This is a genomic window from Ensifer aridi, assembly GCF_002078505.1.
Lineage (GTDB): Bacteria > Pseudomonadota > Alphaproteobacteria > Rhizobiales > Rhizobiaceae > Sinorhizobium > Sinorhizobium aridi.
On record NZ_LUAV01000031.1, the window covers coordinates 51367 to 66237 of the forward strand.

Consider the following 14871-nt stretch of genomic DNA (forward strand, 5'->3'; position numbering starts at 1 on the left):
GATTGCAGGAAATAGCCTATCGGGCTTCTGTCGTTCTGCCATAGACGCCCGCTTCTATAAAATTCTGTTTGATCGCCGCGCGGCACTCGCTCACAAGGAACAAAGCAATGAGATTGACCTATATAGCATTTGTCCTTCTCGGCTTATTTTGGGGGTCGAATTTCTTATACATGAAAATGGCTACTCAATATATTACGGCGTCACAAATTACACTTTTACGAATCCTATTTGGGTTTCTCCCCCTGTTAGCCTTTGCGTTGCAGAAAAGAGTGCTTACTCGCTCTCAATTCCACTGTGTCGGGCACTTTGCAGTTATGGCGGTCGTAGCGACGGCCTACTACTACTACGCGATTGTAAAGGGCACGGCCCTCTTGCCGTCGGGTGCCGCCGGCATCCTGGGTGGGTCAATCGCGATGTTTACCACTATCGCGACGCTCCTTTTCCTTCGATCAGAGAAGTTAAATGGCATGATGGCAGGTGGGGTGCTGCTTGGCTTCTGTGGCATTGCCCTGATCGCCCGCCCGTGGGAGGTCTTAGGGCGAACGATTGACATTTGCGGCGTCCTTTGGATGTTGTCTGCAACTTCAATCCTTGGAGTCTCGTACGTCTACGTTCGCCGGTTCCTGGCGCCCTATAACCTCCCGCCGCTCGCCTTAGCGACGTGGCAGACCGGCCTCGCCCTCGTCGTCCTGCTGTTGCTGACCGACACGACCGGAATCCAGAACATTCTTCAGGATTGGCACGCGACAGCGGGTGTCGTGGTTGGGCTGGGTGTTCTCGGCACGGGCACTGCGTTCCTACTTTACTACTATCTGCTTCAAGAGCTTGGTGCTGTCGCTGCTTCCGGAGCGACATACGTCACGCCGATCGTTGCACTGTCGATCAGCTGGATTGCAGGTGAGCCGGTAGGCATTCTTGAGATCGGCGCGGTTTTGCTCGTGATCGCAAGCATCGCGATGCTTCAGATTGGTCGGCAACGCGCGCAGCGGGGATCCGTGGGCATTTCTGCAATAATACCCGCTAAGGGAATTTGAAGTTGGATTGAAGCGGTTAGCGCGGATCGGCCTGAAACGTTCAAGGGGTCGGTCAATTTCGTTCCAGAGGTAGTCGCCGGTCGAGTGCGGCAGAGTTCATGTCCCGGGCATCGCTGCCATCGTGAGCGAGGTATGTTACGGGGTCCGTTCCAAGACGATTTTCAGTGCCCTGATGACGTCGGCCGCCTCCACCAGGGCATCCCTGACCTCCTCCGCCGAAGGGTCGCGAGCCCGCTCCGACGACATCCGGAGATCAATCAGGACGTCTCGTGCACGATGGGCTCAACGGTGCGCTCGCGCATGTCGCGGATCGTGTCTATCGCGCGGTCAAGGAGCCGGCTTATCTCATAGTGTGTCAGCCGGTCCGACTCATTGCCGCCCTAATCAGCTCTGAGATGAAATCGGTCGTAAGACTCATCGTGCTGCGCAGTAAGCTGCTCCTGGTGTCGCTTGACACGTAAATGTGAGAATGCAGCTGTTTTCAGCCGGATGTGGCATTTAAAGAGGGCATCCTCAATTTGTGTGGTTCACTCCCGGTTAGACACACGCCTACATTCCAGAACCGTTCCTTATAGAAGACTAGCGCAGGTCTGCGCATTGCAGCAGTCCGGCGTGCGACCACCGACTTGAGGCGGGTGACCGTCTCATAGGAGGGGCGGGAGGTCTCGCCTTTGGCGATCCGCCACACCGTCATGCGCGAGAGGCCCGCCTCGCGGGCGATCTCGCTCGGTGTCATGCCTTGGCTTTCCAGTCCCGCGATAGTGGCGGCGAATTCTTGCGGCTTCATAAGGCGCGATTATAGCAGCGAAATCGTGTTAAAGCGAAAATCGCCGGGTGCGAGGCAAGCGGCAGGTATCAGCCGGTGACACTGACACATGTGTCACCAATTCTTGTCGGAGAACGCTTTCTTGCGTTTCTGCCAGTTAACCACACCTCGAAGATGCAACGATCTAGCTACTTTTTGCTACTTTGAGATGCGCCGGCCCGGTGGCATCATCGCGATGTCGCCGGGAAATTGCTGCCCGGCACCATCGCCCTCGCTGCAACCGGCCCCCTCCGAAACAGCGGCTTGGTAGGGCGAAAAGGAAGCCTCGGCAGTGCCCGCCGGGGCTTTTTCGTGCCCCCATGTCTGCCGGTTGATTCGCACCACCAACTTTCTCCTTGCGCCCTTGGTCGCCGAATCGACGAGGCCCGCCTGGGCGGGGAAACCGCGTCGCATTTATCGGCACCGGAGAGACAACGGCGGCAGAAGGATCCCTGATGGGAGGAACGCAAATGAGGCCGGGAACGACCACTGGCCTCTACGTCGTATGCCTCGGACTTTCCGGGCAGATACACATGCCGCTGTCAGACCGTGCTTCACGGCGGCGAGGGCGGAACTGAAACCTCACCAGGGGTGCGGGTCGTGGATCGCATCGAGCCGATCCGGGCCGAAATGCGGAAGCGGGGCCTTTACCGGATTCCGCGCTTCCCCACGGACGATCCGATGATCGCCGAATGCTGGCTTTGAAGTGTCAAATTATCACTGTCCGCTTCGTCTCAAGATAGTTGAAGGTGGATGACAGCTCTGAGCCCGAAGGGGACTGTCAATTCGTTGCGCGGGGACGGCAGGTTTGCGCCCCCAAGACGGTCGTTGGACCACCCGGGTTGTCTGTCTCAAAGCTGCCGGTCGGCTACGATAGTGACAACGCCCAGTGGCCGGTTCAAGCGGCTTCGGTTTTCCCGCAATAATCGGGGTGTCCCTTTCCGATCACAATTGCTGCAAGGGTTCAAGTGAGGTTAGCGAGGATATCGTCGACAACACGTGCGACGGTATTCGCCGTGTCGATGGTGATGCCGGCAGGAAGATGTTCCCGAGTATGATGGTAGTGGAGTACCAGTGCCCGCTCAGCCGGTTCGAAGCCAGGCTCATTCGGCCGTCCATCTAATCTTCGGTTCAACGTCTCAGCGTCGATGTCGAGCACGAATATCTTGTCGAATAGGTGCAGGAATTTTTGGAAATTGCGCGAGCCGCCACAGAAGAATGTGGCAGGATGGGTGGTGTCGGCAGCAATGGTCCGGACCTTGTCGGCGGGCCAGATCCAGTGCGCGTAGCCCCAAGCGATGCGGTCTGCGCCTTTGGGAGGGCCTGCGAGTGCCTGGCCTGTCTCGGGGTCACCGACATAAGCTAAGACCCGATCACCATGGATCACATGGTAGCCCCGCCGCTCCAGTTCTGTAGCGACAGACGTTTTTCCAGTGCCGGAACCGCCTTCGATCAGATAGTTCTTGATGCCCATAGGTTTATCATGGCTTCCAATCGGGTAAGAAGACACCCTACCTCAGAGTGCTCAGGTCACAAGCTGAGCGATCAGGTCAGCTGTCCATCCGCTACGTTAGTGCAGCCACGCCCAGAACGCGCCCTCAAGTACGTTATTCAGGACGACTTGCCACCATCTTGAAAGCAGTCATCCGTTCAGCCGCCGCCGCACGATTTCAGCGGCGCGCGACACCGATCAGTGCGGTAGATGGTATCGGCAGAACCGCTCGATCGGCAGCAATTCTGCGGACCTCGGCGACGACTGCCGCTTTCTCCTGGTCGGAAAGGCTAGTCCAATCCGGAGACATGCCAAACAATGTGTCGGGCTCGTTGAGTGTCGCGACCTCAAGTTCATATTCATACATGACTTGATCGATCTGCGGATCCCGATAGCCTGCATCGATCAGTTCCCGCGCGAAATCCTTCGGATCGGTTAGCGCCTGGACGGCTTCCGGCATCGCCATGCTCTGAAGGTCAGGAAACAGCGTCTGGCGGATCTGACCTAGCAGCAGAAACGTCGCCGCGCCACGACTCTGCCAGGTTGCGACCACACCATATCCACCCGGACGAGTCACTCGCGCCATCTCGGCGAGGCCCTTGCGCCAGTCGGGGAACATAATCACGCCGAATATCGAGAAGACTGCGTCGAAACCCGCGTCAGGAAGGTCGAGGTTCTGCCCATCCATGACGCGCGCCTCCACATTGGGCAGTCGGGCAGCCGCGATGCGGGTGACCATGCCGGGCGAGAAGTCGGTCGCGAGCACCTGAGCGCCCGTGCGCGCCGCAGCCAGTGCCAATGCGCCGGTGCCGGCCGCGACATCCAGGACTCGAGCCTCCGAGGTCAGCGGCACGCGTGCCAACGCCGCTTCGGCATAGCGCGCAGTGAAGGGGTGCGCGGTCTTCTCGTAGTGCAGAGCAGCAGTATCCCAATGATCGGGGTTCTCAAATTCACGCATGTCACGCCTCTTCGAATCATGTAACATTTAATGTAACGTGAGTTGCCGACGCTGCCAATCCACTCCACCGTGCAAGGATGAAACCGTGCGCAACGACAGCCGCCTTTCCCGCATGCTCCATGTGTTGCTCCACATGGCACGCCACGATGGACCTATGACGTCCGAGGTGGTCGCGCGCATGCTTGGGACCAACCCGGTGGTCGTACGCCGTACGATGGCGGGCCTGCGTAAAGCGGGTTATGTGCGATCGGAGAAAGGGCATGGCGGCGGTTGGTCGATCGCCATGGACCTCACGAAAGTGTCGCTGCTCGATGTTCATCGGGCAGTGGGAGGTCCGCGCATCTTCGCCATCGGTAGCGAGCATCCCAACCCCGACTGCGCCGTCGAGAAGATCGTCAACGAGGCGGTCGAAGGCGCCATGCGTGAGGCTGAGGCATTGTTGATCAGCCGTCTCGGGGAGGTCAGCCTGGCGGAACTCGCCAAACGCTTCGACATGCGTTGTGCTGGGGCGATTGAGGCGCGGGCGCCGAAGCAAACCTAAGCATACTAGCAGGCGGGATACACTTTAGGCGTGTCCGCAATGCGCCTTCATTTCGGAAGTTCGAATGCTGGGTATCGCCGCCTGATAGCGGTCATTCATTCCGCAGGTGAGCCCGTATAGGTCCTTCGCCTAACCCACCTCCCGCTGAATCGCTTCACCGATCCGCGATACCATATCCTGCGGCAGTGAAAGGTCGGCCGCGGCCAGGCTCTCGCGCAGCTGTACGGGGCTCGAGGTGCCCGGCATCGACAAGATGCTGGGCGAGCGGGGCGAGGAGGCCAGAGCTATCTGCATCGGCGAGACGCCATTCCCTTGTTACAGCAGTTGCTGATTAGGCTCTCTGCTGAAAGTATCGGAGTGCTGGCGAAATGAACTCCGGATTCTCCCATGTTGCATAACGCGCGCGAAGGAGCGACGGAAGCTTGGCCGTCTGCGGACCGGCCTCGGCGGGCATTCCACGCACCGTTTGGAAATAGCCAAGCACGGCCTCAGGAAGCTCGGCGCCGCCGAGATTTCCGTGCCCCGGTACAATGAGGCGCGGCTGCAACCGCATCAAATCGTTGAGAGCGGTTTCCCACTTTGCAACGTCAATGTCGCCGGCACCGATCATAGGCGGGAAGAACGGCACGATTGGAAACATACGCTCTTCGAGAAGGTCTCCCGCGAACAGGATGCGCTCCTGGGGCAGGAAGAGGATCTGATCCCCCGGAGAATGGGCGGTGCCCCAAGTCCGAAACCGGACTTCACGACCACCCAGATCGATCACGGTCTCCGCGGTGTCATATGTCTCATGCGGTGGCGTCAGTTTGATCCCGTCCAGCAGATGCTTCTGCCCTTCCGGCAGAATGGCCGCTCTGAAGCCGTCCAACAAGGTCTGACCTGAGCGCTGCAAATAGTCCCGTTGCGCGCTGTTGTAGTAGATGCGTGCGTCGTTCCCAAACACTTGGGCACCGAAGCCGTGTTCCGGATGGGCGTGGGTGACCGTCAGGATGATCCGGCGACCCGGTGCGAGTTCTCGCGCCAGGCGCAGGACGTTCTCGGCGCTCTCGAGACCAAGACCGCAATCAATCACCAGCACGCTTTCCGTGCCGACGATGATCCCGATATTCGGAACGAGCGGGATGCGCTTGTCGGGCACAAGAAAGACACCTGGCGCCATCTCCGCCGGAAAACGTGTATCCACGGTTGGCAGGGGCCGCGCGGGCGGTTGCAAGATGTCCTGCCCTTGTGCGCTAGCGCGGATCGGAACCATTCCCGCCAGTCCAGCCAAGACCGTCAGCTTCAGCAAATCGCGTCTGTCTGTGTATGCTGTCTTTTCAGTCTCCATCACACATGTCTTCCTGTGTTCAGCAGCTCTCTATCGATACGGCGTCAGTCCTTTGCCCGGTATTCCTCCGGCATGACGAAGACTTCGTCCGCACGGCCGTATCCGCCATCGGGCACTTCCTCGATCAGGACCATCGTGGTCGGACGCACGACCTCGCCGAAATAGCCGACCATGAGTTCGGTCGTCTTGTGGATCAGGTCTTCCTTCTGCGCCGTCGAAAGCGAGGCCTGGGGCAGTTTGTAGTTCGCGAAAGGCATGGTGTGTTCCTTGGATTTGAGGGTTGCGATTAGACCGCGCCGCCATTGGCGCGGATGGTTTGACCATTGATCCAGCCGCTTTCCGGCCCAGCCAGGAAAGCGACGGCGTTAGCGATGTCATCGGGACGGCCCAGGCGGCCGAGCGGGATCATCCGCGTGATGCTGGCGACCAGTTCCTCAGACTTGCCGCGCATGAAGAAATCGGTCTCGACCGGGCCGGGCGCGATTGCATTCACGGTGATCCCGCGTGGGCCCAACTCCTTGGCAAGCACGTGCGTCACCGCCTCGATCCCCGCTTTCGTCGCGGCATACAATCCGTAACCGGGCTGGTAGAAGCCCACCACGCTTGAGGACACGCTGATGATCCGCCCGCCATCGCGCAGCCGCTTGGCGCCTTCGCGCATGCCGCGGAACGTGCCGCCGAGATTGATGGTGCAGTGGTCTTCGATGTCCGCGTCCGTCGCGTCGGCTACAGGTGAGAGCCGCATCATGCCTGCATTGTTGACCAGTAGATCGACCGGGCCGAACGCGGCTTCAGCCGCATCGAACAGGGCGGGCATGCCGGCCGGATCGCCGACGTCAGCCTGCACCGCAACCGCCTTGCCGCCCGCCTGCTCGATGTCCTGCACGACCTGACGGGCAGCAGCCTCATCGCGGGCATAGTTCACCGCAACAGCACAACCCTCATGGGCAAGCCGTCGCGCGATTGCCGCGCCGATGCCCTTGCCGGCGCCGGTCACGATTGCGGTTTTGTCTTTCAGCCTCATTTTTTGACCTCCGTTGCTAGGCAAGGAAGTATCGAAACTTGGGAGCGGGATAATCGCCCTTTTTCGGGCAACAAAATTCGGCTATACCGAACAAATATGGATCGCCTCGATGCAATGCGTCTTTTCGTGCGGGTCATCGACCGTCGCAGCTTCACGGCCGCGGCGGCCGATCTTGGCATTCCGCGTTCGACGGCCACCGAAGCGATCAGGCGGCTCGAGCGCCAACTCGGCAGCCGGCTGCTGGAACGCACCACCCGGCATGTGGCGCCCACGCCGGATGGCGAAGCCTATTACCGGCGGTGCCTGTCGATCCTCGCCGATATCGACGAAGCGGAGGGCGCCTTGCGGGGCGGTGAACCCTCGGGGGTGCTCCGCATCGATGCGCACGGCGTACTGACGCGGGCTTTCCTACTGCCGCGCCTGCCGGACTTCCTGGAAGCGTATCCACAGATCAGGTTGCAGATCGGCCAGGGCGACAGGCTGGTCGATCTGGTGCGCGAGGGGGTGGATTGCGTCATCCGGGCGGGCGAACCGGATGACAGCGGCCTGATCATGCGCAGGCTCCCCGATATTCCGGAGCAGACCTGCGCCAGCCCGCAATATCTTGAGCGTCACGGGATGCCCTCTTCGGTCGATGATCTCGACCGACACCAGATGATTGGCTTCGTGTCGTCACGCACGGGCCGTGTGATGCCGATGGAGTTCCAGACCGCCGAGGGAATAAGGGAGGTGACACTTCCCTGCCGAGTGACCGCCAACGAGGCGGAGACAGCGCATCATCTCGCACGGATGGGCTACGGGCTGATTCAGGCGCCCCGCTATCGCTTCCGGGAGGATCTGGCGCGAGGCGCCCTTGTAGAAATCCTGCCGGCCCAGCCGCCGCCGCCACTGCCGCTCGCTGCCTATTATCCGCAGAACCGTCAGCTATCGCCACGTGTGCGGGTTTTCCTCGACTGGGTGGCTGCGGTTTTCGATGCGACAGATTTGTAGTTTGATGTACTTGCCTGCGCCCGAGGCTCGGGCGTCCGCCCCCGCTGCCAGTCGTGACGCTTTGCCCCAACCGAACGACGCCGTAGAGTAGGCACTTTCGCGACAGTCGCAACGTCTTGACGCAACCTGCTCGTTACAGGACGAACAACGGTCTTCCACTCTTCTGCGACCGCGGTGAATGCGGAGAAACGACCCTGTGCGGCCGTCTGATATGCAATGGGGCAAAGACTGCTTCGAGCCCAATCCGGTCCTTCGAGGTGTCGCCGTCAGCGGCACAGGCGGGTGATGGCGTGGACACCCCCGACGGCATCGCTGTGCCAGAATGGCGGTGTTGCAACCATTTAAGAACGGCCGCCAGTTCGCGGCCTGGCTTGGCCTGGTGCCGAAGAAGCGATCCAGTGGAGGGCGAGCCCGTTTGTTCGGCATCAGCAACCGCGGCGATCGCTATCTGCGCACACTGATGATTCATGGCGCTCGCGCCGCTTTAAGCCGGGCTAGCGGCAAGCAGGACCCACGAAGCCTCTGGCTCGGCAAGATGCGGCAACGGCGGCATCCCAACGTCGCGGCCGTTGCGCTTGCCAACAAAATGCGCGGATCGTGTGGGCCATGCTCTCGGACGACACCGCTTACGAGCCCGCGCTGTCGGTGAAGGCGGCCTGAGCCCAAGCGGCGAATAAGCAAAGGAGGTCTCACCCCGGCAATTGAGCAAATGGCAGGAGATCGAAAAACGGTCACCCCGTCGCTTCCCGAACCTGATCTGTGGACCGGCATGGCGGTAGCCAATGTCACCGGGGCTTTGAGGTGGAAGCGGGCGAAAACCCATCGAGGCTCGCGGCGAAGACGTTGTCCAGCCGCATCACGAAGCCGGATATACGTCAGCAGTTGTGACCAATGATCCTGATCCAGCCGACTGTTAAAATCGGGCGGGGTCCATATACGTCCACAGATGGAGAGCGAAGCTGAAGAGCCAAGCGCTGAGTGAGGGCAATGCGCGCAAAGCCGCCGTTCAGCCGATGAGCAGTCAAGTGATGTCGTGTGCCGAACGGAAACGCCCACCCAGTCTTCCTTTGCCTTGTCGGCGGCTTCGCGACACCGGGCCACGCCGCTGAATTCAAGCCGGTAACGTACGCTTCGAATGGCGCGGGTGAACGGAGCACGGCTGGTGCCGGCCACCGCTACTGGCGGAACGGCTGGGAGGGTCCGCTCGTCGCCGTTCCTGCAGTCAGGCTTTTTGCATTGGCTCCGGAGAGACTCTGCGGCGTGCGCAAGGGCAATTCAATGCGTCGCGATCGACTTTAGCTGCCTATCAGTCCATTCCGGCGGTGCACCGACCTTACTTGCCACAACGCCGGCGAGGCCGGGCGCTCGGCCGAACGCGTCGCATGCCGCATATTTCGGTTTGCCTCCCAGCCAAGACTTCATCCTCTGCCCCGAAGGCAGCGATAAGTCTAATCCCTTTGGCTCCTTACGGGCGATCAGTACTCGAGAAAAATCGCTCCCGAACTTGGAAGCCAGGCTGTACGCGTCCCCGACCTCGGAAACGCGCGGGCTGTTCTGGATGGAGTTGGCGCCCCGCGCCCACACCATGGCCGCACGTTGCACGCCGCTCCTGTCGAGAGCCTCCGCCTCGACGGCCAATCCCCCGAGGCCAATGGGGAGCCGTGGCACGCTGACAGGAAGCACAGCGCCGCTGCCCAGCGTTACCGCGGTCGACACACCCGCCATCGCCTTGTTTGTCGGCACCACTTCGGTAAAGACTGATCGGATCGTCAGATCCGCCGGTTGGCCGGCTGAGACCATTTGGTACTTGTCACTGAGTGCGACACAGAGCGCCCGGTCCAGTGCGTTCGAAACCAATGCCCGATCCGTGTCTGATTTAATGCGCGATGCGGCGCTGAACGCGAAGCTCGTCGGCACGATGCTTACCGTCTTCACCGCGGCCAAACCTTGGCCGTCCACATAAGTGCGAGATTTGGCGAGCTTTCCATTTACCGCGCCAAGATTGCCGTAGGAGGTCAGCGTGCCGCCTTCTTTGAGCGGGACTGAGGCGCAGGCCGTTATTGCTGCCAAAGGAAGAGCCAGGCAGGCAAATCTCAAAGGGAACACGGCGGCCCTAAGCAGGTGGATTGATTTGGATGTCGGATTATTGCGCACGCCGCACGACCCTCCGTTGCGGATGAATTTGCCGGACGTTGCGAAGGAAGGATTGCAGCAGCATTACACATGGCATTGGAGAATGCGCAGATCGTGCGTTCCGGGAAATCAGCCTTAGACCTTTAGCTTCACCTGCGTTCCGCCCGGTCCGCTGACGAGCGTGATCTGGCCGCGATGGTTTGCGGCAACCTGCTTCGCCAGGCTCAAACCAAGACCCGCGCCAGTGCTTCGCGGCGTGACACGATAGAAGGGTTCGAAAACAAGCTCTTGATGCTCGGGAGGAATACCCGGCCCTTCATCGGTCACCGACACTGCGCCGTCCGCCGAGACCGAAACCGAAATCATCCCGGTATTGCCGCCGTGATCGATCGCATTGCGAACCAAATTGCCGATCGCTCTTGGCAAAGCGGAAGGGCAGCCCCTGCGTTCGAGACTTTCCACCCGGCTTTGAAAGGAAATCTCGTAACCCGCCGCGATCGCTAGCGGTGCGAAGTTGGCAACGACCATGCGTGCGACATCGACGAGATCAAGCGTCTCATGCAGGTCGGTCACCTGATCGTTCCGCTCGAAATCGAGCAGCTGCTCGGCCGTTTCCGCGAGCCGCGCCACGTCGTCCAGCAGTCGCCGGCGGTCCTGCCCTTCAGGCATTCCGTCGATCCGGGTCTGCATGATGGCGATCGGTGTTCTGAGCTCATGCGCCGCATCGATCAGGAAGCGCTGGCGTTTCTTAAACTCGTTCTCAAGCCGCTCAAGCGTTCCGTTGAAAGCAATCACCAGCGGAGCCACTTCTTTGGGAATGCCGTCCGCCGAAAGGCGCGCCCCGTGGCGGCGCGGTTCGATTTCCGATGCTTCGCGAGCGACCTCGCTCAACCTTGCAAGAGCGCGCCGCACAATTCGGGGAACGGTAAGGAAGATCGCAGGCAAGGCAAGGGCGATCAAAGGGATATAGATCGGGTAGGTGCCGGCCAGAAGAGCGAGAACGGGCCAGCCTTTGTCAGCGAAGCCACCGAACAGAATTCGGACTTCACCCACCGCAGTCTCGACGCGTTCGATCGTTGCAATCTCATTCGTGCCGGTCGATCCCCGTATGTCCGCGTCGTGGAACAGGTACGCCAGATGCGCAAGCTCGGCATAGGGCGCAGGTACGGTGCCATAGGATACCGAGGCGCCGTCTGTCGTGGCCGCGACATACCAAAGCCCCTTGTTCAGCGCTTTAAGCGATTGCAGTTCCGGCGTATCGCGGAGTTGAAACTTTCCTTGCGCATCGCGTTCCACTGCCTTCGCCACCGCGGCGCTGATTTTGTCCTCCACGGCGACGTTCGGAGAGAGGATCATCACTCCGTAGACGCTAAGCCCGATGATCACCGCGGCAACCACAGCGACAATGACGAGACTGAGCTGCCAGCTCAGCTTCCACCAAAGCGACGGGGTCGGCTTGTTCGCCTCGGGCATCATTCTTCCTTCAGAAGATATCCGACACCTCGGATGTTGTGGATGGCGACGCCGGCGGCGGCGTCCAGCAGTCGTTTGCGCAGCCTGGAGATATGCGCATCGAGGGCATTGGATTGGATCTCATCCTCGTAGTTGTAAACCGCCGTCTCAAGCGTCGATCGAAGCACCGTTTTGCCTTTCCGCTTGGCAAGCGCCACAAGGACAAGAAGCTCTCGTCTGGGAAGATCGAGGGGAGCGGCATCGATAGCAACATTGAGATGCAGCGGATCGATCACCATACGACCCGCAACAATCCGCTGTTCAGTCAGGTTGGACGGCCGTCGAAGCACCGCGCGAACGCGCGCCATCAGCTCTTCGACGAGGAAAGGCTTGCCCAGATAATCGTCAGCGCCGATATCCAGGCCCTCGACCCGCTCCAATGGCTCATTGCGCGCCGTCAGCACGATAATGGGGGTGTCGTTCCCGGCCCGCCTCAACGTCGGAATGAACGTCAATCCTTCACCGTCAGGCAAACGTCGGTCCAGAAGGATCGCGTCATAGGCATTCTGGCGCGTCAGCTCGAAGGCGTCTGCGAGATGCATCGTGTGGTCGGTGACGATGCCGAGTTTGCTCAGCGCCACCGACAGCGCGGTCGCCAGCTCCCTCTCATCTTCAATCAACAACAGTCTCATCGACCCTTCGCTCTCTGGCCCGTCCTTTGTCTGCCGCAAAACATTGCGGCAGCATTACGGGAATGGAAGGGCCGACCCATCATCCTGCTAAAATTCTAAGAGGCTGACCCTGAGAACATCCGGTCGCGAAAACAGCGTGATGAACTGTCTCAGACCCATACTGCGCAGGTACCGCTTATCCGCCATCAGTCCTCGGATCACTGGTGGGAGGACCACTCGTTATCCTGCTGGTCCGATAGAACTGCGGAAACGCCGAGAACCAGCGGTGCGCCGATCGCGCAAACAACGATCACGACGACCGATAGCCGGGTGGCGTCCGCTTTGGGGCAGTCATCGCACGATGTCTAAGCTTCGGCACCCTGCTTTTGACGGCGGGCATATAGACGGGGCGATTGCCCCGTAACACGTTTGAATGCCGTGTTGAAAGCCTGATCAGACGAGTATCCGAGCGACATCGAAATTTGGGTGATCGTATCCTGACCCCGCACGAGCTTCGCGGCTGCTGACATCATCCGCCAACGTGTCAGATAAGAAATGGGCGTCTCGCCGACGCGTTGTCGGAACTGCTGCGCGAAGCTGGTCCGGGACATTCCCGCAATCCGGGCGAGTTCTTCCACCGTCCAGGAATGGGCGGGGGCGGAGTGCATCGCCTTTAGGCACGCTCCAAGTTTGGGATCAGCCAGTGCGGCGAGCCAGCCAACCTCACCTTCCGGCAAGTCCTCGATGTAGAGGCGCAGCGTCTGTGCAAGCATCATGTGGGAGAGGTTCTGCGCCATCTGAGAAGCGCCGGGCCTGCCTCCGCGAAGCTCATCCATCATGAGGTCTATGTAAAGTCGCAGCTTCGCCCTGTCATTCGACGCTTCGACACGTATGAGAGGGGGTAGGGTCTGCAGCATCACCTCCGCATGTCGGCCCTCTACCTCAAACCGACTGCCGACAAGGAAGACGTCGCCGCCGCCATTGTAGGTCACCACCTCGCCGCTGCGGTTCGGATCAAGCGTTTCGCTTGCCAGCTTCGGCTCTGCTTCCAAGTCGCTGGCAATCAGGGCCCGGCACCCTGTCGGGAGGACGAAGCAGTCGCCGGCCTTGAGCCGGACCGGATTCGCTATCTTCTCGATCGAAAGCCAGCACTCTCCCTTCATCACCGCATAGCATTTGATGCGCCCGGCGAGGTCATCCAGCACAAGCGCCCAAGATCCGCCCGCGTCAAATCCGGCAGTAATGTAGCTCTGAGGCTGAAGATGAGCGAGCAACTCAGAAAGCGGGTCCATCAGTCACTTTGAACGATCACGAACAAATATCGTACTCTCAAGGATAGATCGTGCAGGCGCAGCTGTCTATCTAACGTCCAATCGCAGAATTGGAGTTGGTGACATGAAGGCTGCAGTTGTGAATTCGTTTGACGCACCTCCGTCCTTCCAGGACTTCCGAGAGCCGGAAGCCGGGGAAGGCGATACCGTGGTGAAGGTGGAGGCGGCGGCTCTAAGTCCTATCGTCAAGGGGCTGGCTTCAGGACGGCATTACGCAAGCGGTGCCACCGCAGGATTTGTTCCTGGTGTCGACGGAGTGGGCATCGATGCCAATGGGCAAAGAGTTTATTTTCTCTTTCCGAAGGCGCCGTTCGGCTCCATGGCCGAGAAGTCCCTCGCAGCGACCCGCATGACGGTGCCCGTCCCGGCTGCCCTTGCCAGTGATCGTGCCGCGGCGATCGTCACGGGCGCGCTTGCCTCGTGGGTTGCGTTCACGCGAAGAGCAAAGCTTCAGAAGGATGAGAAGGTCCTCATCGTCGGAGCGACGGGGGCTTCCGGGAGCATGGCCATTCAGACTGCCAGGCACTTCGGCGCGAGCAAGATCGTTGCGGTCGGCCGAAACAAGGAGAAGCTGGATCGCCTCGACGCCGATGTGAGCATCGCTCTGGGCAATGAAGCGGATGCGGCTCTGCGTGGTCAGTTCGATGAAGGCATCGATGTCGTCCTCGACTTCGTTTGGGGTGATGCCGCTGCCCGCGTGCTCAGGGCGGCGACACAGAACCGGGGATCAAGGATCGGCGAGCCTCGTCTGCGTTACGTCCAACTCGGGACGATGGCCGGCGACGAAATCGCATTGCGTGGAGATATGCTCCGCAGCTCGGGCCTGGAACTGATGGGAAGCGGTATTGGAAGCGTTGCTGTTGCCGATCTCATCGCTGGAGCAGGTGAGCTGTTGGCAGCGGCGCCAGAGGCGGGCTTCGACACGAACTTCAAGAGCGTGCGGCTGCAAGCGATTGCAGAGGCTTGGAACGGCGACATTGATACCCGGTATGTATTGATGCCCGGTTTGTGATTTACTTGATCATCATCGGCCAATTGCATGACCGCAATGGGCTCATTCGAGCCATTCGTCCTGCCAGGCACCAATGACTGCAACGGGTCCTGGCTGTGTAA

Annotated in this window: 14 protein-coding genes and 1 pseudogene; 5 read left to right on the plus strand and 10 right to left on the minus strand. The window is 60.1% G+C overall.

The window, feature by feature from the left end; translation table 11 throughout:
• Positions 1-107: 107 nt before the first annotated feature.
• Positions 108-1034 carry a DMT family transporter gene (locus AYK65_RS22360; protein WP_081160865.1) on the plus strand — a complete coding sequence of 309 codons (927 nt, stop codon included), beginning with the start codon at positions 108-110 and terminating at the stop codon, positions 1032-1034.
• Between the two features lie 481 nt (positions 1035-1515).
• Here AYK65_RS22360 and AYK65_RS34035 read toward each other — a convergent pair whose 3' ends face one another.
• The 3 genes from AYK65_RS34035 to AYK65_RS22390 all read right to left on the minus strand — a co-directional run bounded on the left by AYK65_RS34035 (position 1516) and on the right by AYK65_RS22390 (position 4289).
• Positions 1516-1821 carry a helix-turn-helix domain-containing protein gene (locus AYK65_RS34035; protein WP_139793314.1) on the minus strand — a complete coding sequence of 102 codons (306 nt, stop codon included), beginning with the start codon at positions 1819-1821 and terminating at the stop codon, positions 1516-1518.
• Between the two features lie 982 nt (positions 1822-2803).
• Entirely contained in the window at positions 2804-3313 is a 510-nt protein-coding gene (locus AYK65_RS22385) for a P-loop nucleotide/nucleoside kinase family protein (protein ID WP_081160868.1), read from the minus strand.
• Positions 3314-3509: 196 nt separating this feature from the next.
• Positions 3510-4289, minus strand: coding sequence for a class I SAM-dependent methyltransferase (locus tag AYK65_RS22390; protein WP_081160870.1), 780 nt, complete (start codon positions 4287-4289; stop codon positions 3510-3512).
• Positions 4290-4374: 85 nt separating this feature from the next.
• On the opposite strand from AYK65_RS22390, the gene AYK65_RS22395 reads away from it, so the two are divergent.
• Positions 4375-4830: an Rrf2 family transcriptional regulator gene (locus AYK65_RS22395; RefSeq protein WP_081160871.1), complete on the plus strand. Its 456-nt coding sequence runs from the start codon at positions 4375-4377 to the stop codon at positions 4828-4830.
• A gap of 331 nt (positions 4831-5161) precedes the next feature.
• On the opposite strand, the gene AYK65_RS22400 is transcribed toward AYK65_RS22395, so the two are convergent.
• From AYK65_RS22400 to AYK65_RS22410, 3 genes are read right to left on the minus strand one after another with little or no spacing between them, the layout of a single operon-like run.
• The gene (locus AYK65_RS22400) at positions 5162-6157 is read right to left on the minus strand and encodes an MBL fold metallo-hydrolase (protein WP_081160873.1); all 996 of its coding nucleotides are present in this window, start codon (positions 6155-6157) and stop codon (positions 5162-5164) included.
• Between the two features lie 44 nt (positions 6158-6201).
• Positions 6202-6414 carry a tautomerase family protein gene (locus tag AYK65_RS22405; RefSeq protein WP_037381523.1) on the minus strand — a complete coding sequence of 71 codons (213 nt, stop codon included), beginning with the start codon at positions 6412-6414 and terminating at the stop codon, positions 6202-6204.
• Positions 6415-6443: 29 nt separating this feature from the next.
• A complete protein-coding gene (locus AYK65_RS22410; RefSeq protein WP_081160875.1) occupies positions 6444-7181 on the minus strand; it encodes an SDR family oxidoreductase in 738 nt (245 codons plus the stop codon).
• Positions 7182-7277: 96 nt separating this feature from the next.
• Between AYK65_RS22410 and AYK65_RS22415 the strand changes: the two genes are divergently transcribed.
• Together AYK65_RS22415 and AYK65_RS22420 are read left to right on the plus strand one after the other, a co-directional pair.
• Positions 7278-8171 carry a LysR family transcriptional regulator gene (locus AYK65_RS22415; protein WP_081160876.1) on the plus strand — a complete coding sequence of 298 codons (894 nt, stop codon included), beginning with the start codon at positions 7278-7280 and terminating at the stop codon, positions 8169-8171.
• Positions 8172-8511: 340 nt separating this feature from the next.
• Positions 8512-8831 (plus strand): annotated as a pseudogene (locus AYK65_RS22420) (transposase); the annotation flags it as partial.
• A gap of 615 nt (positions 8832-9446) precedes the next feature.
• On the opposite strand, the gene AYK65_RS22425 reads toward AYK65_RS22420, so the two are convergent.
• The 4 genes from AYK65_RS22425 to AYK65_RS22440 form a co-directional block, all read right to left on the minus strand.
• Positions 9447-10298 carry a DUF3313 domain-containing protein gene (locus AYK65_RS22425; RefSeq protein WP_420810264.1) on the minus strand — a complete coding sequence of 284 codons (852 nt, stop codon included), beginning with the start codon at positions 10296-10298 and terminating at the stop codon, positions 9447-9449.
• 141 nt (positions 10299-10439) lie between these two features.
• Positions 10440-11777 carry a sensor histidine kinase gene (locus AYK65_RS22430; RefSeq protein WP_081160879.1) on the minus strand — a complete coding sequence of 446 codons (1338 nt, stop codon included), beginning with the start codon at positions 11775-11777 and terminating at the stop codon, positions 10440-10442.
• Entirely contained in the window at positions 11777-12448 is a 672-nt protein-coding gene (locus AYK65_RS22435; protein WP_014762790.1) for a response regulator transcription factor, read from the minus strand. Before AYK65_RS22435 ends, AYK65_RS22430 begins: the two co-directional genes overlap by 1 nt.
• A gap of 344 nt (positions 12449-12792) precedes the next feature.
• Complete coding sequence (locus tag AYK65_RS22440) at positions 12793-13719, minus strand: AraC family transcriptional regulator (protein WP_081160881.1); 927 nt, start codon at positions 13717-13719, stop codon at positions 12793-12795.
• 103 nt (positions 13720-13822) lie between these two features.
• Here AYK65_RS22440 and AYK65_RS22445 point away from each other — a divergent pair, with 103 nt between their 5' ends.
• Positions 13823-14770, plus strand: coding sequence for a quinone oxidoreductase family protein (locus AYK65_RS22445; RefSeq protein ID WP_081160884.1), 948 nt, complete (start codon positions 13823-13825; stop codon positions 14768-14770).
• Positions 14771-14871: the final 101 nt, after the last annotated feature.